Raw genomic sequence first — 19,752 nt, 5'->3', positions numbered from 1 at the left:
ATTGATCGAGCTTTTTGCCATCAGAAGCGGCACCATGTATGAGCTTGTCACAGAGAGTGTGACACTTCAGGGGCAAAGGTATCAAGCCCCTCGCTCTATTCAGGCAAATATTATCACAAAGCAAGGCAGTCAAACATATTACCGTGTCTCAGAAGGAGACACGGTTCTTTTTAAATGGAAAGGAAAAGAGCTGTTCAGGGGCATTGTTTTTTCCCGGACGCCAGTTGAAGGAAAGCTGACCTTTACCGCATACGATATGCTTCAATATTTGGTGAAAAACCAAGATGTCTATGTTTTTTCAAATCAAAGAGCAGATCAAATCTTAAGGCGGATTGGAGCTGACTTTCAAATTCCAATGACCTCAATCGCCAATACAGGACATGTCATCAAATCACTAGTCTTTAAAAATGATACGAGCCTGTATGACATGATATTGAAAGCATTGAAAGAAACGAAGCGGCAGACGGGAAGAAACTATCAAATCTATTCTGCTAAAGGCAAGATGGGGCTGAGAGCCTGGCCTGATCCAGAGGACGTATGGGTCATTGAATCAGGCGTTAATCTCATCAGCTATCAATACAGCACCTCGATTGAAGAGACAGCCACTCGTGTCAAAATGCGTACGTCTGCTGATGAACAGGGGAAGAATAAGAAAAAAGGCAGTAAATCCGAGATTGTGGTGATCGAACAGGATAAAGCCGGTCAGAATAAATACGGTATTTTACAGCATGTTGAAACAGTCACGGGGCAAATCAACCAGCCGCAGCTGCAAAAAAGAGCCAAAGTACGGCTGGCAGAGAAAAAAGGCGTCAAACAAGAAGTCAAAAGCATCCAAGCGCTAGGAATTCCTGAGCTGCAAAGCGGTCTCCCAATCTATTTGAAAATTCCTGAAATCAACGTGAAAAAAACTTACTGGATCGATCAAGATAAACATGAATTCAGTGGGGTGAAACACACCATGACCATTGATGTTGTTGAGAAAAATTCTATGCCAAAGGGTGATCAGGCGTGAGATTAAGTGAAGCGATTAAACGATTGGCAGTGAATGCAGTAGACGCTGCATCTCCAATTGATCTTGTCATCGGAGAAGTAACGGCGGTTTCCCCTCTGAGCATTCGATTAAATGAAAATCATAAGCTGATCATTCCAGAAGAATTACTGATTTGGCCGAAGCGTTTAAATAAGGGTGAGGATGATGAGTTAAAAAGAGGAGACAGTATTATGGTGCTTTCAATGGCAGGAGGCCAGTCCTTTTACATCATCGACAAATTGTAAGGGAGGTGATGAACGTGGCACTTTCACCAGAGGAAGAAATCGAGGAAATAGAAGAAGATGAAGAGGTCGAAACCTCGACGACGTATCGAATAGATTTTGAAACTGGCAGACTGACAGGCGAAACCATTTCAGGTATTGAAGCAATCCGGCAATTTATTTATATGACACTTAGAACAGAGCGGTATGCACATCCTATCTACAGCCACGACATTGGTACTGAAATTCAGGAGCTGTTGACGGATACAGAAGCCACGGATGAATACAAAGAAATGGAGATTCCAAGGCTTCTAGAGGAAGCACTGCTCGTTGACGAGCGGATTGATCATATTGAAGAGTTAGAGGTCACAAAGCAAAATGACTCGTTTCATGTCAAACTAGCGATTGTCACAGATGAGGGCACATTAGAAATAGAGGAGGTGATGGAGGGCGATGTTTGAAGAACAGACGTACGAAGCATTAATGGAAAGAATGCTGGATAGACTGCCAGACGATATAGATAAAAGAGAAAACAGTGTGATTTGGAATGCCTTGGCACCTGCTGCCGCTGAACTGGCCCAGTCCTATATTTGGCTTGATCAAGTGTTTGAGCTGGTCTTTGCAGATACAGCACAAGGAGAGTTTCTAGATCGGCGGGCTGCTGAAGTAGGAATTAAAAGAAAACCCGCCACTAAAGCGGTTTGGTCAGCGGCCATTCAGCCAGAAAATATCAACATTCCAGCTGGCTCACGTTTTTTTATTGAAGACGTTTATTTCCAATATTCGAAGGATGGCACGCTAGAATGCGAGACACCTGGTAAAGCCGGCAATGTTCAATTAACAGATCAGCCGCTGCTGTCACTTGATACAATTCCAGGACTTGAATCGATTACGATGAAAGAACTGGTCATACCAGGTCAAGAGGAGGAAGATGACGCTTCTTTATATGATCGATATTTAATACGTGCGAGACGAGAGGCTGTCAGTGCCAACAGGGCGCATTATAAAAAATGGGCTGAGGAAGTGACTGGTGTTGGCAGAGCGAAAGTGTTCCCGCTTTGGAACGGAGAAGGGACGGTCAAAATTGTTATCACAGATGGAAATCTAGATGTTGCATCAGACCTTCTTGTCAAAAGGGTACAGGAATATATTGACCCAGTGCCAGGTGAAGGAGAAGGACAAGCGCCTATAGGCTCAAAAGCAACCGTTGAAAGTGCCAAATGGCTGGATATCGACATAGAAGTAGCTGTCGAACTTCAAATGGACTGGACCCTTGAAGGAGCTCAGAAAGAAATAGAAGAAAAGGTCAAGACGCTGTTGAAATCAATCGCATTTGAAAAGAGTACCATTCGAATGTCCGCCTTAAATGATATTCTGTACCATTCAGAAAGTGTATCAGATTATGCAGATGTGTTATTGAATGGAGAGTCGAAAAACTTAGTATTACAGGATATTGAGATTCCGCGTCTTAGGCAGGTGAAGGTTATTGAGCAAACAGGATGAAATGAAAAACTATTTGCCGCCATATTTTACAGAAATTTATGAAGTGGATCACCTGCTCAAGACAGAGGCACCAGAATTTGAGCAATTGGACGAATCCATTTTCGACTTAACGGATCAGTTCTTTCCTTTAACTGCGACATGGGGATTAAACAGATGGGAAAGAATGCTGAAGGTGCAGCGGGAATCAGATGATTCAATTGAACTGCGCAGGGCACGCTTACTCAATATGATGTCAAATATTCCGCCAATCACGTATCTTTCATTAGAGAAATCAGTCAATCGCTTTCTCAAGAATCCAAGTGCTGTCATCCGTCTCACAACCAATCGCTATCATTTCGCCTTACGTGTAAACCTAGATGATCTGCAAAACACGAGATATATTGTAGAAATTCTTGAAACGTTAAAGCCTGCTCACTTGGCTTATACGTTCACGGCTTTTCATCATACCGACGTACATGAAAAAAATGATCATCACGGAAGGCTCACACTGCGCAGCAGGGTGGGTTTTTTCGATCATATCCCGATTTTACTCAATGGTGAATTTGTCTTAAATGGTACGTTTTACCTCAGTGGAACACGAGGTACAACGGATGTGCCTGCTCGTTTTAGACATTCATTAAACATGAGAATGCGGCTTCAACATCAGTCAGAAACAGCACATCGCATGAACTATGTCATGACTGGAGCGGTACATGAAACGAAGCAAGAAGCGGCATTGACTTTACGCACAAAAAATCAGCTTCAGCATCAAACCAAGAAGAAGATAACGTTCCGTCTGCCAGTACATGTCCAAACTGAGCAGGGTGGAAGCTTACTGATCAAGGATCATTACTGGATTCTCGATGGATCTGTTCCGCTGGACGGATCAAAAATGCTAGCAGCAACTTCTAAAAAAATAGAGTTATAAGGAGGATCACAATGGCTGATCAATTAACCGTAACAACACTGTATGCACGTCAACAAATGGCAAAGGCAAGAGCCGAAGGAACAAAACTCACAAAAGTCGTCAAAATGGCATTTGGAAATGGGGGAACGAAGGATGGAAAACCGATCTCACTAGACGGCACTGAACAAAAACTCAAAAAAGAACTAGTCCAAAAAAATATTGATTCGTTTACCTTCATGGAACCAGCAAAAATCCGCTACACCTGCACGATCGCCGAAGGGGAACTGGCAGGAGAAGTGATCAACGAACTAGCACTTGTCGACGAAGACGGCAAATTCACCGCCATCCGTACCATGACAGACAAACAAAAAGACGGCGACATCGAATTTGTTTTTGAGATTGATGATATTTATTGATGGAGGGATTTTAATGGAAATAAATTCACCGAAAACATTTGAAACTAGTGACAAAGCTCATGCTGATTTATTCAATGAAATGGTTCAAACCTTGCTTGAAAACGACAATGGACTGTTAGAACAGCTTACGAGTCACACTCAAGATATGAACTTACATGCATCTGAAGAAGAAAAGAAAAAATGGAATGACTCGCAAATCTATAAAATAACTGCAGATAATGGTATGCAGCTTATCAATGTCTCAGCAGATTCAAGAATATTTGATGCAATTAAGGATAAAGGAACATGTACATTTTACGCAGCTCCTGGAGTAGAAGATTCTCCATCATCGTCAAATATATCACTGAGAGGCATGCAAATAGTAGGCCAAAATAACATAGGGGCAGGCTTTGCGGTAGATATAGCAGGGAAGGCATACAGCTTTTATTACAATCATGGGCATACGACTATTACTTGGACACCTCTTCCGAATATAAACGATTTAAATAAATGGAATGAAGGGCAACTATCTAAGATTACTGCGGATAATGGAGGGGTGATTCTATCTGTTTCTGATGGTGAAGATTTACTTGAAAAGGTTGTTTCTTTAGGCCCGAAGCATGGTACATTTTATGCCACAGGTAAAGCATTAAACAGCCCAACAACAAGATCGTGTCGTGGTATGTATCATTTTACTTCTCAAGATAGCAATGGAAAAGGTACATTTGGATGGGTCATAGCAATAGATTATAACAATTACATGTACACAAACTATCTTGATTTAAATTTGGGATGGCAAGGCTGGAAACGTGTTTTAACAAAGGAGGATATGGATAATACTTCTTTTGTTGATACGTATGATCTCGATAATTCTTCTGTATCAGCAGTTGAAAACGTTCCAACAAAACTGAATTTTGGTGATACAAGATCAGACGATTTAGGAGAGTATAATCGTTCGCGCGCTGAAATTACACTGAAAAATACTGGTCTGTATTTAATTAGGCTTTATCTTAATAGCAATAACATTCCTGTTGGATCAGATAGCATTTTGTCGTGTTATGTGAATGGGATAGAATTTCAACGATTAGGTAACTGGAATCCTGTCGTCTCATCAAGTGTATGTGTATTATACCTTCAACAAAAGTTTAAAGCAGGAGATAAATTAACATTTTATATTACACCCAAAAACACTGGGAGAACCATTACGGTAAATAGAGCTTATGTTACCTTGTCACAGCTAAGATAGGATTATTTGAAAAAGAAAGTGTGTGAGCAAATCGGAGGTAGCTGTCTTTCACTTTTTCTGTTTTATGTGCTTAATACAACAAAGGAACGAGAACATAAGTTCAATGCATCACATCGCCTAATAATAATGGTTTTTTGAAAGGAGAAAAAGATCATAAAAACACCTCAACCTTTTAGTACGAGCGATAAGGCTCATGCAGATCTCTTTAACAATCTAGTGAAGATTTTGATTGAAAATGACCAGGAACTATTAGAACAATTCAATCTTCATACGGGAGATACAAACCCTCACGTCTCTGGTTCAGAAAAGAAGAAATGGAATGAATCGCAGCTATATAAAATGACAAATGATAACGGGTCCCAATTGATTAATATCCCTGCTGGTGGCAGTATCTATGAGGAAATTAAAGCGCTAGGTGCCTGCTCATTCTATGCCCCAGGAGGTTCTGGAGTAGCTGATTCTCCAGCTGTTGGAAATGCTGCATTAAGAGGCTTTCAATTTGTGGGACAAAATAATATTGGAGTAGGAATTGCAATTGACACATCAGGCAATTCATTTTGTTTTTCTTATCATGTGAAAGACATTGGAATCAACTGGGTGCAGATGCCGACTCAAAATGAAAAAAACAAATGGGATGCAGGACAATTGTCTAAAATCACTGCTGATGATGGAAAAGCTTTTGAAAGAATTAATGCAGATGATCCTAGCATTTTAGATAAGCTGATAAAATTACCGGGAGTTCACTCATGGTACATCCATGAAGCACATCCAGATCTTCCGACAAGAAGTTCCATGAGGGCTTTGTCTGTTTTTAGTGAAAATACCTACGGCTGGGTCATCGGTGCAAACAATACAGGAGATGTCTATATTAACCGTTCTACAACTGATGTAACAGGTACCCAACAAGAGTGGAGCGGGTGGAAACGTCTCAATGACCATAACCTATTAAACTCAAAGGGATTAAGACTTTCAATGCCAATAGGTACCGATATTTTAACGCTGCCATCCGGATTTTACTTTGCTGTTGGATCTAATGTTTTAAATATGCCTGTCGATAATGATTCTTCTTGGTTTAATATCGATATCTTAGAAACTGTAAATGGTAGAAAGACTATTCATATCATTAGAAGTTATGACAACACTCATTGGTTTGGTACTGTTCATACTGACGGTGTTTTCAAAGGGTGGAAAAAAATAGTAACTGATGCTGATTTTGAAAGTGTCAAGTGGCTAGATGTCACATTAGATAATGGTTCTTCTATTGGTGACAGACCAGTTCAATATGTTAAATGGGGAAACTTATTATTGTTGAGAGGTCATCTAGTAGCGAATAGAGAAGTTATTTGTGGTAAAATTCCAATTAATGGATTACCTGATAAAGGCATAGTAGTATCAGTACCAGTATCGGGTACAACCGGTCATAGTAAATTATATATATATAAGACAGGAGAGCTAAAATTAACCGGTTTACATGCAGTGAATAACAGTGCAGTAACTGGATACTATTTAGACACAGTCGTCCCATTAAATTAAGGAAGTGATAAAGATGATACAAGCCTATGAATACAATCATCAAAATGAATTGGTCAGACCTATCGAAGTGTTCGAAAGGGATGATGAAGGTAATTATGTCATTCCAGATCAATGCACAACAATTGCTCCACCCAATAATCCTTCTTTTTATAAAGCTGCTTTTGATGTGGAAAAACAACAATGGTATGAATCAGCGACACAGGAGTATATAGATAGCCTAAAACCAGCCCCTCTCCCGCCAAATGATATAGAGCTTTTGAAAAAACAAAATGCTTTGTTATCAAAACAATTAACGCAGCTATTTGCTATTTTTAAAGGAGCTGAATCAGAATGATGTTTCCGACTGTAGCAGATATCAAACAATTTTGGGACTGGCAATGTTACGGCCCAGAGGACATTGCATTTTATGTAAGCATTGGCTGGATTTCGGCAGATGACTATCAAGACATAACAGGAGACAAATACGAAGCCTAATGGCTTTATTTTTTTGCCGGAAAAAAGGTGATTCCGATGGCGTTAAAAAACTAATAAATCATAAATTATTCTCAATCTCATTGAAACAAAGGAGAGAACACATTGGATATAAAAACTCCTCGTTCTTTTGAAACGAGTGATAAAGCTCATGCTGATCTATTCAACGATATGTTGAAAACATTGCTTTATAACGACACTGGTATATCAGAACAATTAACTCTTCATATCGATGATTCTAGCCAACACTCTTCAGAAGTAGAAAAAAAGAAATGGAATGAGTCGCAGCTGTATAAAATTACAGGAGATAATGGAGTACAACTTTTAAATATTCCTGTCGGCTCAAAAATTTATGACTCAATTAAAGACAAAGGGACATGTACATTTTATGCGCCCAGTGGAATAGAGGATAGCCCTTCACAATTCGCCATTAGAGGGATACAGACAGTGGGACAAAATAACATTGGAACAGGTTTTGCGATAGATACATCAGGCAATGCATATTACTTCTACTATAATTCTAGCCATTTATCTATCACTTGGACTCAGATTCCGACAGCAGCTGAAAAAGATAAATGGAACAACAGTCAGCTTCATAAAATAACAAGGGATAATGGGCAACCCTTTTATAAAAGTATAGGTGAGACCACCGACTATAACGAAATTACGGAAACAGGAATGTATCTCGTTTATAATGCAGGTCTAAATGGTCCAAAAGAGATCAAAAGGGCGTTTATGATTGTTATCAGTTATGGGAATACCATGCTACAAGCTATCTATGATGCAGTCAATGGTCTGAACTCTTTTTATAGAATCAGGAAGACTGACTATACATGGACTGAATGGGAAAGGCAGCTCACAGTTAAAGATTTAAATGGTATTCAAGCATTTCCTATTACCAATCCAGATGGTTATGGAAAATTTCACATAATCAATTCTGTTGATTTTCATGACATACTACCTCGTTATAAAGGTTTTGTTCATTTCACCTCAGACACATCAGCTATTAACGGACCAGGTGTTGCTTTACGAGGGGTTTGGGTATGTAATAGTGCAGGAAACTACGGTTCTATTATTGCTTTTGATAATCTCGGCCGAACATGGCGAAAAACAGTTGTAAATAGCGTATGGTCAAAATGGGAACGTTTGTTAACCAGCGCAGAGCAAATAGAATGGAAATCCCCGACAACAATAATAAACGGATGGAAACAATACGGCACTCAAAAAGTGCAATTTTATAAGAATCCATTTGGAGAGGTAGAGTTAATGGGTTCTATTACAGGGGGGACTATCGGTTTTGAAGTACCTGTTTTTACATTGCCAAGTGGTTATCGTCCTATACAGGGAATGCATTTCATAGGGGTAGCATCTAGTATTGGTGCTGGTTCAACACCACAAACACACAGGACACATATTGATACTGATGGTAATGTGTATATACAAAGTGTCTCCAATTCAACAAACCCAAATGAATTTATTACTTTCGGCTTTAAATTCATGGCGGCACAGGAGGGATGAAATGAACTGGATATATAAATACGACGAAAAATTCAATTACCTTCCAGGGGAAGAAATAGAAATTGAAGAGGATGCAGACATCCCAAAAGGATATACAGATGTAAGACCTCAAGATGGTTTGTACAAAGGTAAATACAATGAAACGAAAAGAGCATGGTATGAGTCGGCAACACAGGAATACATTGATAACTTGCAGCCAAAACCGCTGCCACCATCAGAAATTGATCTATTAAAACAGCAAAATGCTGATCTGCTTCAGCAGCTGTCAGAGTCAGAAAAGAGAGTAGAAGAACAATCAAAAACAATATCAGAACTTATCATGTTGCTGAATGAAAAGGGGGTCATTTAATTGGATTGGTTCCGTAGTATTTCATTGTTCTATCAATGGAAGTGTTATGAAAATGAAGATGTAGCAAAATTTGTTCGTTTCGAGAAGATTACGCCGGAACAATACAAAGAAATAACAAAAGAAGAATATCCAACAAACGCTGAATAGGCGTTTTTATTTTGCCTTCTTTAAAGACGCGCAAAGTGAGGGAGTAGGTGAGTGCAGTGGAAATGGATTTAACTCAATATTTAATGACACAAGGACCGTTTGCGGTGTTGTTTTGTTGGGTGCTGTTTTACGTATTAAACACAACAAAGGAACGAGAAAACAAGCTCAATGAGCAAATCGAGGCGCAAAATGATGTACTAGCCAAGTTTAGTGAAAAGTATGACGTCGTGATCGACAAACTCGACAAAATAGAACGAAATTTAAAATAGGAGGAAAAATCATGAAAACATTCGACAAAGGCACTGTGATTCGCACAGTGCTTCTTTTTATTGCTCTGATCAATCAAACGCTTATCATGTTTGGACAGACGGTGCTGCCGATTAGTGAGGAGCAAGTACAAACCGCAGGTGAAGCACTTTATGTGGCAGGTTCTACGATTTTTACTATGGTCACAGCGGTAATAGCTTGGTTTAAAAACAATTATGTGACCTACAAAGGCCAATTACAAAAAGATGCTCTGAAACAAAGAGGGCTAACAAAATAATACTTGAAGGAGAAACGACATGGTGAAAATCATTCAAGCATTGATCCCAAAACAACATCGCAACAGACCAGGAAACACGATGAAGCCGCTCTATATTACAGTGCATAATACGTCAAATAGTGCAAAAGGTGCTAATGCGGCCAGTCATGCAGCGTTTGTTGCACGTTCAAGTACCGGTGTCAGCTGGCATTACACTGTTGATGATCAGGTGATTTATCAGCATTTACCGTTAAACGAAAACGGCTGGCATGCAGGGGATGGCAGAGGCACCGGCAATATGAAGTCAATTGGAATTGAAATTTGTGAAAATGCAGACGGTAACTTTGAACAAGCAGTCGAAAATGCCCAATGGCTCATTCGCAAGCTGATAGGAGATTTGGGGATTCCTTTATCAAATGTAGTGCCTCATAAACATTGGAGCGGGAAAGAGTGTCCAAGGAAACTTCTCGGACGATGGGATCAGTTTAAAGCTGGCATAGCCACAGCGCATACCGGCAGCAAAAGCACAAGAAAACCAGTTCAGGCAGAAAGCTTGAGCCACAAAGCACCCGTTTCCAAACAGAAATCGTCAAACCTGCCATCTGGCATTTTAAAAGTAACCAAGCCCTTAACAAAAGGCCCTCAAGTCACTGCTGTGCAAAAAGCCTTATCATCCCTCTATTTTTACCCAGACAAAGGGGCAAAAAACAACGGGATTGACGGTTATTATGGACCGAAAACAGCGAATGCAGTCAAGCGGTTTCAGCTCATGAACGGCTTAGCGGCAGACGGAATTTACGGACCGAAGACGAAGAACAAAATCGAACAATTGCTGAAGAAGTGACGATCTATAAAAAGTGCTATCAGCAAGTGAGGAAATGCTTCCTTGCTGATAGCTAACAAAAAATGACATCATGTGTGATATAATCAACCAAATCACTATCATGAGAGGAGAGAAAAATGAAAAAAGAACTGTTCCAAATCATCATGCTGTCAGCGTTACTCATCTATTTCATTTATCACGGAATGACGAGCGATTTTCCTGTGTCCTATACAATCATTCTCATCCTAACTTATCTTTCTGTGATTACATACCGCATCATAAATTGATTAAGAATACGAAAAAACAAAGAACAAGCATAAGAGATATGTACATAAAAAAACCATCCTTGATTTCTCAAGAATGGTTTTTCGTATGGAGCATAGCGGGATCGAACCGCTGACCTCTACGCTGCCAGCGTAGCGCTCTCCCAGCTGAGCTAATGCCCCGAGGTATGACGACATAATTTATTATAATCAATCCTCCTGTGAAATTCAAGCTGTAAAACGTAAATACATCGCCTATTTTTCCTTCTGCTCAATTGGAATATAGTCAAAGATTTCGCCAGAATGAACAGAATGGGCTAATCGTCTCAACCAGTCATAATAGGCTTTTGAGCTTTCAAGCTGCTCAATGAGCTGCTGCGCTTCCTCTCTTACATGTTCCTCCAGCTGATCATCATGCGCCACCTCTTGAAGCTGCTCTTGCGCTTCTTCGATTGCTGTTAAATTGACCTCGACCTCTCGTTCCCATTTTTGTGGAAAAAAGTTTGTGAAAAACTTAAAAAAGTCTTTTTCAGCAACAAAGCTGTGTTTTCTTCGGCCCCGGTGAAACGTTTTTTTGACAATATTCATGTCTTGCAGCTTTTTCACACCTGTACTCATACTCGGCTTACTCATTTGCAGCTCTTCACGCATTTCATCCAGTGTCATTTCCTCATTTAAATACATCGTCCCATATAGAATACCTGCACTTCGCGTAATGCCATAGAGATCCATCGTTTCAGCTATGGAATCAATGACTAGATCTTTAGCAGCTAAAATACGATCTTCTGCTTGCGGCTGTTGTTCCTGCTTTTTCATTTTGTCCCTGCTTTCTATTAAGAGAATTCAATACGTTCAAAAAAATCTTTATGGACTATATGTTAACGAAAGAATACAAAAAGTCAAAATAAATGAAGCATATCTCCCCTTTGACAGAAAAATTTGAACATGATAAGTTAATTATGTTCAAAACGTTAAATTTTTATTTAACAAACTTATCAAAGAGAATCAGAGGAGGTTCCTTCTATGAGTCAAACACTATTTATAGACGGACAATGGGTTGGCGCTAAAAGTAGCGACACGCGGGATATCATCAATCCGTTCAATCAAGAAGTGATCGCGACAGTCAGCGAAGGATCTAGAAATGACGCGCAGCTAGCCATTAAAGCAGCGAGAAAAGCCTTCGATCAAGGGGACTGGGCAAATCTTTCTGGACTTGAAAGAGGAAATATTGTGTTTAAGATAGCTGAATTGATTAGACGTGATCTTGATGAACTAGCCAAATTGGAATCGCTTGATACAGGGAAAACATTAGAGGAAAGCAAGGCAGATATGGATGATATTGCGAACGTGTTCCAATATTACGCAGGTCTGGCTGATAAAGATGGCGGGGAAATCATTGCATCGCCAATTCCAAACTCGAAAAGTGAATTAATCAGAGAGCCTGTCGGTGTATGCGGACAAATCACTCCTTGGAACTATCCATTGCTTCAAGCAAGCTGGAAAATCGCGCCGGCTCTTGCGGCGGGAAATACAATCGTTCTAAAGCCAAGTGAAATCACACCACTCACCACGATAAAAGTATTTAAACTCATGGAAGAAGCGGGCGTTCCGGCAGGCGTTGCAAACCTAGTGCTTGGACCTGGGGCAACGGTTGGAGATGAGCTTGCTGTGAATGATCAAGTAGATCTGATTTCATTTACAGGCGGTATTGATACAGGGAAGAAAATTATGCAGGGAGCCAGCGGTAATGTGAAAAAAATAGCCCTTGAGCTTGGCGGAAAGAATCCAAATATTGTGTTTCAAGATGCTGATTTAGACGTAGCGGTTGACCAGGCAATGAATGCTGTGTTTTTCCATGCAGGGCAAGTGTGTTCAGCAGGGTCACGTTTGCTGGTGGAAGAATCCATTCATGATGAATTTTTAGAAGAACTGGTGAAGCGTACGAAAAAAATCAAGCTAGGCAACGGCTTTGATGAAGACACCCAGAGCGGGCCGCTCATCTCAGCTGAGCATCGAGAAAAAGTAGAAAAATACGTCAGCATTGGTTTAGAAGAAGGCGCTAAGTTAGAGACAGGTGGAAAAAGACCTGACGCAGAGGAGCTGCAAAATGGGTTCTTCTACTTGCCGACCATTTTCTCAGGCTGCACGTCAGATATGCGGATTGTGCAAGAAGAAGTCTTTGGACCTGTCCTGACAGTCGAATCCTTCCATACAGAGGAAGAAGTCATCAAGCTGGCAAATGATACGATTTATGGATTAGCAGGAGCTGTGTGGTCTTCTGATATCAGCAAAGCCGAAAGAGTGGCTCGGCAATTAAGATTAGGCACGGTTTGGATCAATGATTTCCATCCTTATTTTGCTCAAGCACCGTGGGGTGGCTACAAGCAATCAGGCATTGGGCGTGAATTAGGACGCACGGGACTTGAAGAATATACCGAGCTGAAGCATTTATATCGAAATACAAAACCTGAAGCAGTTCATTGGTTTAAATAAAAATTACGCATTTGGAGGAGATTCTATATGACACTAAATATGAAAATTGAAAGCATGCAGAAATTCCATACATTTGAAATTCCGACTGTCATCAAACATGGCATTGGTGCAGTGAAACATGTTGGGGAAGAAGTAAAAGCATACGGCGTTTCAAAGGTATTGCTTGTAACAGACCCCGGCATTTATCAAGCGGGCGTGGTGGACCCCGTCATTGCTTCATTAAAAGAAGCGCAAATTGATGTTGTTCTATTTAATAAAGTAGAGCCAAATCCGCCAGTCCGTCTAGTGAACGAAGGATCTGCTTTATATGAAAAAGAAGGCTGTAATGGATTAGTCGCAGTAGGCGGCGGCAGCTCAATGGATACAGCCAAGGCAATTGGAGTAGAGGCGACTCATGAAGGCTCAGTTCTTGATTACGAAGCGGCAGAGGGGAAAAAACCGCTTGAAAACAGAATCCCGCCTTTAACCACTATTCCAACAACAGCTGGTACAGGTTCAGAAGTGACGCAATGGGCAGTCATTACTGATGAAGAAAGAGAATTCAAATTCAATACAGGTGGTCCTCTTATTGCAGCTCATCTTACAGTGATTGACCCAGAGCTTCATGTATCCATGCCGCCTCATGTGACAGCAATGACTGGAATTGACGCGCTTGCTCACGCGATTGAATGCTATACGATGAAATTTGCTCAGCCGATTACAGATGCGGTAGCACTCATGGCCATTGAATATGCAGCTCATTATATTCGCCGTGCCTTTGCTGATGGTGAGGACTTGGAAGCCAGATATGGAATGGCACAAGCTGCGATGCTTGCCGGGCTTTCTTATGGAAGTGAATCAGCTGGCGCTGCACATGCGATGAGCCAAACACTCGGAGGCATTATTCCTGTCGCGCACGGTCAGTGTGTTGCAGCGATGATGGGACCAGTGATGGAATATAACTGGAAAGGGTATCCGGAAAAATTCGCACGAATTGCGCAAGCGTTTGGGGTTGATACAAGCAGAATGACAACAGAGGAAGCAGCCAAAGCAGCCGTGAACTGGATGTATGATTTAGTAGAAGATTTAGAAATTCCTTCATTAGAAGAACAAGGTGTATCAAAAGATATGATTGACCGTTTATCTAAAGAAGCGATGAAAGATCCGCAAACAGTTGGAAACCCAAGAGATCTAAACGAAAAAGCGTACAAATGGATTTATGCGCGCTGCTTTGAGTTAACACCTAAAACAGTGTAACAATGAAAAAAGGCTCCCTAAAGGGAGTCCTTTTTATGTTTTATAGTTGTTCTTTAATTTCTTTGATTTGATGAATATGGCGTTTTTCATGTGCGCCGATAAAATCAAGATATTGCTTAAGGGATAGCTCTTTAAACACAGGGTGTGCAATGACGCGTTTGAAATCTTCCTCAGTAAATGTTGATAAAATTTGATTGAGCTGCTCACGAGCTGTATCGAGCTCATCCTTTAAATGTGTAGGTGTCACATGCTTGTGCTCAGGCGCAACAATACTAGGCGCAGTGGCTTTTTTCGAACGATCCTCTGCCATTTCCACCGGCTTTGGTTCATATTCTTTGATCGGTGCTTTTTTCCCCTCAGCAGCTAGATGTTTTGCTGCAACTAGGTCCATTTTCTTTAAATGATCTGCTACCTCTTGAATACTCCAAGTATCATCAGATAATTTTTGGTTCAATTGTTCTTCGCTCAAACCTTGCAGCTCGTGCCACAATTCTTGTCTTGCTTCATGTAATAAACTCATTTTCTTCATCACCTCAAGATCAAATTTTAACATAAGGGTACATGACAATCATTCTTGAGCTATCCGAAAATCCCTTTGAAGAATTGTGATGAAATATGAAACCTTTACAAAAGTGGTTCGTATTACCTGTTACAAGGAATACATTGGAGGTGAGTATGGTCTAAATGAAACAACAGATGTTCATTTCATGAAGAAAGGGTGAGGAAGATGGATGTGTTTGGGCTGCCTCTTCAGACGCTGTATTTATACATATTGATGATATCAGGAATCCTGACACTTGTTTTCGTCTTTTTCGGCGATGTATTTGATGGATGGTTTGAAGCGATCCCTGTTCCATTCCTTCAACCAACATTGATCCTCGCATTTCTTACCTTTTTCTCGGCTGGAGGGTTTATCTCTGAAAAAACAGCAATTGTAGGAAGTGGACTTGGCGCACTATTATCTGCCATCCTCGCAGTGATCCTTGTGACCTGTTTGAATGTATTTGTATTAGTCCCGCTTTCCTCTGCTGAAGAATCTCTCTCTTATACGGAGGCCGATTTAAAAGGAAGAACTGGGGAGATCATTGTATCTGTTCCAAAAGACGGGTTTGGAGAAGTGCTGTTAATCAGTAACAGCGGGAAAATCTCAAAGCCAGCTGTCAGCTTCGACCAAGAGGAGATTCCATATGGAACCCGTGTGCTAGTTGTCGAAGTGAACAAAGGCGTCTTATCTGTTATACCAAATGAAGAAATCTAGGAGGGAATGCTATGCCAGGAACAACTATTTTAGTGATCATTGGAATTGTGCTTGTCATTCTTATTGCACTTATTGGTGTATTTGTTTCTAAATACCGGACAGCAGGTCCAGATGAAGCATTAATCGTGACAGGAAGTTATCTAGGAAGTAAAAATGTCCACGTGGACGAAGGTGGAAACAAGATTAAGATTGTAAGAGGCGGCGGTACCTTTGTCCTTCCAGTCTTTCAACAAGCAGAGCCGCTCAGCTTACTATCTAGCAAGCTAGATGTTTCAACCCCTGAAGTCTATACCGAACAAGGTGTACCGGTCATGGCGGATGGAACGGCCATCATAAAAATTGGTGGATCGATTGAAGAAATTGCTACTGCTGCAGAGCAATTTTTAGGTAAAACAAAAGAAGACCGTGAAAACGAAGCGAGAGAAGTATTAGAAGGTCACCTTCGTTCCATCTTAGGGTCAATGACAGTTGAAGAGATTTATAAAAACAGAGAAAAATTTTCACAAGAAGTACAACGCGTTGCTTCTCAAGATTTAGCGAAAATGGGTCTAGTCATTGTCTCGTTTACGATCAAAGATGTTCGTGATAAAAATGGCTACTTAGAATCTCTAGGTAAACCAAGAATTGCCCAAGTAAAACGCGATGCAGATATTGCAACAGCTGAAGCAGATAAAGAAACACGGATCAAACGTGCCGAAGCAGATAAAGATGCGAAGAAATCTGAGCTTGAGCGTGCTACTGAAATCGCTGAAGCAGAAAAGATTAATGAACTGAAAAGAGCAGAATTCAGACGTGAACAGGATACAGCGAAAGCAAGTGCTGACCAAGCGTACGATTTAGAAACCGCTCGTAACCGTCAGCACGTAACTGAACAAGAAATGCAAGTCAAAATCATTGAGCGTCAGAAACAAATTGAATTAGAAGAAAAAGAGATTCAGCGTCGTGAACGTCAATATGATTCTGAAGTGAAAAAGAAAGCAGATGCGGACCGTTATGCTGTTGAGCAGTCGGCTGCGGCAGAAAAAGCAAAACGTCTTGCTGAAGCAGATGCGAAGAAATACAGCATTGAAGCAATGGCAAAAGCAGAAGCTGAGAAAGTTCGTATTGACGGGCTTGCCAAAGCGGAAGCGGATCGTGCGAAAGGGGAAACAGAAGCAGAAGTCATTAGACTAAAAGGACTTGCAGAAGCCGAAGCGAAAGAGAAAATTGCGGAAGCATTCGAACAGTATGGTCAGGCAGCGATTCTTGATATGATTGTCAAAATGCTTCCTGAATATGCGAAGCAAGTATCTGCACCACTTTCTAACATTGATAAAATTACTGTTGTGGATACAGGCGGTAACGGTGAAGGCAGCGGTGCCAATAAAGTTACAGGCTATGCCACAAATCTCATGTCTAGTCTTCAAGAGAGTCTGAAAGCATCCTCTGGAATTGATGTGAAAGAAATTATTGAGAACTTTTCTGGCAAAGGCAATGTGAAGCAAAGCATTCAAGAACTGACAAATGAAATCAAACAACCAAGAAAAATCGAAAAAGCTGATGATCAAATAGAACACTAAAATCAAAAGACACCTTCCACCAGAAGGTGTCACTTTTTTATAGAAGAAGATTTAACCATTGAAAGATGTGCTGACAAAACGCTAGTCATTGAATTCTATGTAATAGAAATTTATCATAATGAAGATAAGGTGGAAAAAGCTAAAAGGAGTGGAGCGGATGAAGGTGAGACATGCTGTACATCAAGATATTCCAAAAATCGCCGAGATTCATGTGAAAAGCTGGCAGACGACCTATCAAGGGATTATTTCGCAGGAGTATTTAGATGGTTTAACCATTGAAGAGCGGGAAGAGAGCTGGAGAAGAAGACCGCTTGAAGGCACGTTTGTCGCGGAAGATGAGGATGGCGTTTTTGGTTTTGCTTCTTTCGGAAAACAACGTGACGAACGCTATTCTACATATGATGGAGAGCTATATGCCATCTATTTATTACAACAGAAACAGAAATCAGGGGCGGGTATTGCTCTAATGGAAAAAGGAGTGGAATATTTAATAGAAAAGGGTTATCAGAATATGCTGCTATGGGTGTTTGAACAAAATTCGGCGAAACAATTTTATCAAAAGCTTCAACCTAGTTTTGTCGTTACCAGCCAGTTCGAGCTGGCTGGCGAGAACCATAATGAAATAGGGTATGGATGGGAGTTGTCTAGATTGAATAACCATGTAAAACGAATTAAATCGTCAGCTTCCAGTAATAATGAGAGAAAAAAGTGAAAAGTACAGCAAGCAACATGTAAGAAATAAACGGTGAAGCTTCTACTTTTCCTTTCACGCCTGCTATTTTTAAAGCTTCATAGAAGCCTGCCAAAAAATAAGCAAGACTGAGAATATAACAGCAAAGCATAATGGAGTAAGGGCTCATTGTCGTACCTCCAGCATGAAATCTTCTATTATTAATAGATTCCATAGAGCAGCAAATTATGCATAAAAAAATAACCAGCTGTCATCAGCCGGTTATTTTTGATGAGGAAAAACCAAACGGGATGCACTTGGAATGAGTATACAAAGAACAATACTGCAAATAATAAATGAAGGAACCATATATGTGCTGTTATAAATTAAAGAGTAGACCCATCCTGGTGTTCCTTTCGGTGCATATTGAGAAAAGAAAACGACGCCAGAAATAAAGAACGTCAGCAGCCTGAAGAAACTAGCAACAAAAACAGCTAAGGTAATATAGAAAAATTGCTGCTTTCGCTTTTGATCCTGAATGGCTTTTTTGATCAATCCAGAAAACAAGCCGCTTAAAGAAATAACAACAGATGCAACGAAGTAATCGAGGAATCCTTGAACAGGTGTAGCGATGATCGGGCTATTCATCAGCTGAAGACCTGCGATTAACACACCGATGATAAATCCGGTAGATATCCCCCATCTAATAGACATGAGAATAACGGGAATCATAATCAGAGCAAGAGATCCGCCATTCGGCATTCTTAAAAAGAGACCTGATAAGTAATCTAATACAAGTGCAAGTGAAGTCATAATCGCGATTTCCATCAGTCGTACCAATTGATTTGATTGCTGCATAAAAAAATCTCCTTTTTCATGAATTGAGCAAGGAGAGACCGTGTAAGGATGAGTATGTTATTCATAGAAAAACATATCGATTTGAATACACCATATGTATCCAAGTGATTCCACATTCCTACTTCAGTATTAACTGACAGGTTCAAAGGGTCAGAACAACGAATGTTCACTCTCAGCACAAAGCTCCCCCTGCGGTTATTTAGTTTCAATCTAATATAAATATACTAAAGACCTGCAGGATCAACAATAGACAATTCCCGAGATGAGCAGCATTTGTATCGATATATAAGAAGAGATAAGGAAAAATAAATTATTTAGAAAAAATACTTGTTTCTTCTTTCAAAAGGTGTTATATTTGTATTCGCCGCTGAAACAGCGCGGTTGATAAATAACATTAAGAAAAAAGTTGTTGACTTTATCTTGATAGAATGTTATATTAATAAAGTCGCCTCTGAGAGACGGCGAAGATGATCTTTGAAAACTAAACAAGACAAAACGTACCTGTTAATTCGAGTTTTTATAAAAAAATCCTATGATACTTCATAGGTAGTCAGTCAAACGCTGACGAGGCAGGAAATGATTACATGCCAAGTTCACTACATCGTGTAGTAGCAACGCATGTGTGATATGCATCCTGCATACCTCGGAGAGTTTGATCCTGGCTCAGGACGAACGCTGGCGGCGTGCCTAATACATGCAAGTCGAGCGGACAGAAGGGAGCTTGCTCCCGGATGTTAGCGGCGGACGGGTGAGTAACACGTGGGTAACCT

General features: G+C 40.4%; 25 protein-coding genes, 1 tRNA gene, 1 rRNA gene and 1 riboswitch. Of the genes, 23 read left to right on the top strand and 4 right to left on the bottom strand.

Annotated features, from left to right (window positions below; all coding sequences use genetic code 11):
• The first annotated feature begins 1 nt into the window (after position 1).
• The 17 genes from ACN6NB_RS14230 to ACN6NB_RS14150 all read left to right on the top strand — a co-directional run bounded on the left by ACN6NB_RS14230 (position 2) and on the right by ACN6NB_RS14150 (position 10,932).
• Positions 2 to 1,012 carry an XkdQ/YqbQ family protein gene (locus ACN6NB_RS14230; protein ID WP_048237251.1) on the top strand — a complete coding sequence of 337 codons (1,011 nt, stop codon included), beginning with the start codon at positions 2 to 4 and terminating at the stop codon, positions 1,010 to 1,012.
• Positions 1,009 to 1,275: a DUF2577 family protein gene (locus ACN6NB_RS14225; RefSeq protein WP_144491472.1), complete on the top strand. Its 267-nt coding sequence runs from the start codon at positions 1,009 to 1,011 to the stop codon at positions 1,273 to 1,275. Before ACN6NB_RS14230 ends, ACN6NB_RS14225 begins: the two co-directional genes overlap by 4 nt.
• 14 nt (positions 1,276 to 1,289) lie before the next feature.
• Positions 1,290 to 1,712 carry a DUF2634 domain-containing protein gene (locus ACN6NB_RS14220; protein WP_024423252.1) on the top strand — a complete coding sequence of 141 codons (423 nt, stop codon included), beginning with the start codon at positions 1,290 to 1,292 and terminating at the stop codon, positions 1,710 to 1,712.
• Positions 1,705 to 2,754: a baseplate J/gp47 family protein gene (locus ACN6NB_RS14215; RefSeq protein WP_144491471.1), complete on the top strand. Its 1,050-nt coding sequence runs from the start codon at positions 1,705 to 1,707 to the stop codon at positions 2,752 to 2,754. The genes ACN6NB_RS14220 and ACN6NB_RS14215 overlap by 8 nt, the downstream gene beginning before the upstream one ends.
• A complete protein-coding gene (locus tag ACN6NB_RS14210; protein WP_144491470.1) occupies positions 2,738 to 3,661 on the top strand; it encodes a YmfQ family protein in 924 nt (307 codons plus the stop codon). The genes ACN6NB_RS14215 and ACN6NB_RS14210 overlap by 17 nt, the downstream gene beginning before the upstream one ends.
• A gap of 11 nt (positions 3,662 to 3,672) precedes the next feature.
• A complete protein-coding gene (locus ACN6NB_RS14205; protein ID WP_024423249.1) occupies positions 3,673 to 4,056 on the top strand; it encodes a phage tail-collar fiber domain-containing protein in 384 nt (127 codons plus the stop codon).
• Positions 4,057 to 4,069: 13 nt separating this feature from the next.
• Positions 4,070 to 5,281: a hypothetical protein gene (locus ACN6NB_RS14200; RefSeq protein ID WP_144491469.1), complete on the top strand. Its 1,212-nt coding sequence runs from the start codon at positions 4,070 to 4,072 to the stop codon at positions 5,279 to 5,281.
• 216 nt (positions 5,282 to 5,497) lie between these two features.
• Positions 5,498 to 6,814, top strand: a complete 1,317-nt coding sequence (locus ACN6NB_RS14195; RefSeq protein WP_260982281.1) for a hypothetical protein — start codon at positions 5,498 to 5,500, stop codon at positions 6,812 to 6,814.
• 13 nt (positions 6,815 to 6,827) lie between these two features.
• Positions 6,828 to 7,148 carry a hypothetical protein gene (locus ACN6NB_RS14190; RefSeq protein ID WP_126682237.1) on the top strand — a complete coding sequence of 107 codons (321 nt, stop codon included), beginning with the start codon at positions 6,828 to 6,830 and terminating at the stop codon, positions 7,146 to 7,148.
• Complete coding sequence (locus tag ACN6NB_RS14185) at positions 7,145 to 7,288, top strand: XkdX family protein (protein WP_034624530.1); 144 nt, start codon at positions 7,145 to 7,147, stop codon at positions 7,286 to 7,288. The genes ACN6NB_RS14190 and ACN6NB_RS14185 overlap by 4 nt, the downstream gene beginning before the upstream one ends.
• A gap of 102 nt (positions 7,289 to 7,390) precedes the next feature.
• Positions 7,391 to 8,803 (top strand): hypothetical protein, encoded by a 1,413-nt coding sequence (locus ACN6NB_RS14180; protein ID WP_144491468.1) that lies wholly within the window; start codon positions 7,391 to 7,393, stop codon positions 8,801 to 8,803.
• 1 nt (position 8,804) lies between these two features.
• Complete coding sequence (locus ACN6NB_RS14175; RefSeq protein ID WP_144491467.1) at positions 8,805 to 9,152, top strand: hypothetical protein; 348 nt, start codon at positions 8,805 to 8,807, stop codon at positions 9,150 to 9,152.
• Positions 9,153 to 9,299, top strand: a complete 147-nt coding sequence (locus ACN6NB_RS14170; RefSeq protein ID WP_008361668.1) for an XkdX family protein — start codon at positions 9,153 to 9,155, stop codon at positions 9,297 to 9,299.
• A 56-nt stretch (positions 9,300 to 9,355) separates the two neighbouring features.
• Positions 9,356 to 9,568 (top strand): BhlA/UviB family holin-like peptide, encoded by a 213-nt coding sequence (locus ACN6NB_RS14165; RefSeq protein ID WP_008344062.1) that lies wholly within the window; start codon positions 9,356 to 9,358, stop codon positions 9,566 to 9,568.
• An 11-nt stretch (positions 9,569 to 9,579) separates the two neighbouring features.
• The gene (locus tag ACN6NB_RS14160) at positions 9,580 to 9,843 is read left to right on the top strand and encodes a phage holin (RefSeq protein WP_034624525.1); all 264 of its coding nucleotides are present in this window, start codon (positions 9,580 to 9,582) and stop codon (positions 9,841 to 9,843) included.
• 19 nt (positions 9,844 to 9,862) lie between these two features.
• Complete coding sequence (locus ACN6NB_RS14155; protein WP_047204001.1) at positions 9,863 to 10,666, top strand: peptidoglycan recognition protein family protein; 804 nt, start codon at positions 9,863 to 9,865, stop codon at positions 10,664 to 10,666.
• Between the two features lie 116 nt (positions 10,667 to 10,782).
• Complete coding sequence (locus tag ACN6NB_RS14150; RefSeq protein ID WP_185847156.1) at positions 10,783 to 10,932, top strand: hypothetical protein; 150 nt, start codon at positions 10,783 to 10,785, stop codon at positions 10,930 to 10,932.
• 86 nt (positions 10,933 to 11,018) lie between these two features.
• Here ACN6NB_RS14150 and ACN6NB_RS14145 read toward each other — a convergent pair.
• Together ACN6NB_RS14145 and cudC are read right to left on the bottom strand one after the other, a co-directional pair.
• Positions 11,019 to 11,091 (bottom strand) — tRNA-Ala (locus tag ACN6NB_RS14145).
• 72 nt (positions 11,092 to 11,163) lie between these two features.
• Positions 11,164 to 11,724: a choline uptake/conversion transcriptional regulator CudC gene (cudC, locus tag ACN6NB_RS14140; RefSeq protein ID WP_126682233.1), complete on the bottom strand. Its 561-nt coding sequence runs from the start codon at positions 11,722 to 11,724 to the stop codon at positions 11,164 to 11,166.
• 207 nt (positions 11,725 to 11,931) lie between these two features.
• Here cudC and betB point away from each other — a divergent pair, with 207 nt between their 5' ends.
• Entirely contained in the window at positions 11,932 to 13,401 is a 1,470-nt protein-coding gene (gene betB / locus ACN6NB_RS14135; RefSeq protein ID WP_144491466.1) for a betaine-aldehyde dehydrogenase, read from the top strand.
• Between the two features lie 27 nt (positions 13,402 to 13,428).
• A complete protein-coding gene (locus tag ACN6NB_RS14130) occupies positions 13,429 to 14,637 on the top strand; it encodes an iron-containing alcohol dehydrogenase (protein WP_039180944.1) in 1,209 nt (402 codons plus the stop codon).
• Positions 14,638 to 14,677: 40 nt separating this feature from the next.
• Here the strand turns inward: ACN6NB_RS14130 and ACN6NB_RS14125 are convergent, their stop codons facing one another.
• The gene (locus ACN6NB_RS14125; RefSeq protein ID WP_180272435.1) at positions 14,678 to 15,157 is read right to left on the bottom strand and encodes a DinB family protein; all 480 of its coding nucleotides are present in this window, start codon (positions 15,155 to 15,157) and stop codon (positions 14,678 to 14,680) included.
• Positions 15,158 to 15,364: 207 nt separating this feature from the next.
• Between ACN6NB_RS14125 and ACN6NB_RS14120 the strand changes: the two genes are divergently transcribed.
• The 3 genes from ACN6NB_RS14120 (at position 15,365) to ACN6NB_RS14110 (ending at position 18,166) form a co-directional block, all read left to right on the top strand.
• Positions 15,365 to 15,895, top strand: coding sequence for an NfeD family membrane protein (locus ACN6NB_RS14120; protein WP_047204079.1), 531 nt, complete (start codon positions 15,365 to 15,367; stop codon positions 15,893 to 15,895).
• A gap of 11 nt (positions 15,896 to 15,906) precedes the next feature.
• A complete protein-coding gene (locus ACN6NB_RS14115; RefSeq protein ID WP_144490222.1) occupies positions 15,907 to 17,454 on the top strand; it encodes a flotillin family protein in 1,548 nt (515 codons plus the stop codon).
• Positions 17,455 to 17,611: 157 nt separating this feature from the next.
• Positions 17,612 to 18,166, top strand: a complete 555-nt coding sequence (locus ACN6NB_RS14110; RefSeq protein WP_144491465.1) for a GNAT family N-acetyltransferase — start codon at positions 17,612 to 17,614, stop codon at positions 18,164 to 18,166.
• A 240-nt stretch (positions 18,167 to 18,406) separates the two neighbouring features.
• Here ACN6NB_RS14110 and thiT read toward each other — a convergent pair whose 3' ends face one another.
• On the bottom strand, positions 18,407 to 18,982 hold the full coding sequence (gene thiT, locus ACN6NB_RS14105) for an energy-coupled thiamine transporter ThiT (protein ID WP_039180928.1): 576 nt from the start codon (positions 18,980 to 18,982) through the stop codon (positions 18,407 to 18,409).
• Positions 18,983 to 19,080: 98 nt separating this feature from the next.
• A riboswitch (TPP riboswitch) is annotated at positions 19,081 to 19,182 on the bottom strand.
• A 440-nt stretch (positions 19,183 to 19,622) separates the two neighbouring features.
• Here thiT and ACN6NB_RS14100 point away from each other — a divergent pair.
• Positions 19,623 to 19,752: ribosomal RNA gene (locus ACN6NB_RS14100) — 16S ribosomal RNA — on the top strand; the annotation flags it as partial.

The organism is Bacillus sp. 11B20 (assembly GCF_056098985.1).
Note: the sequence above shows the minus strand (reverse complement) of the source record. Positions and strands in the feature narration are given on the sequence as shown.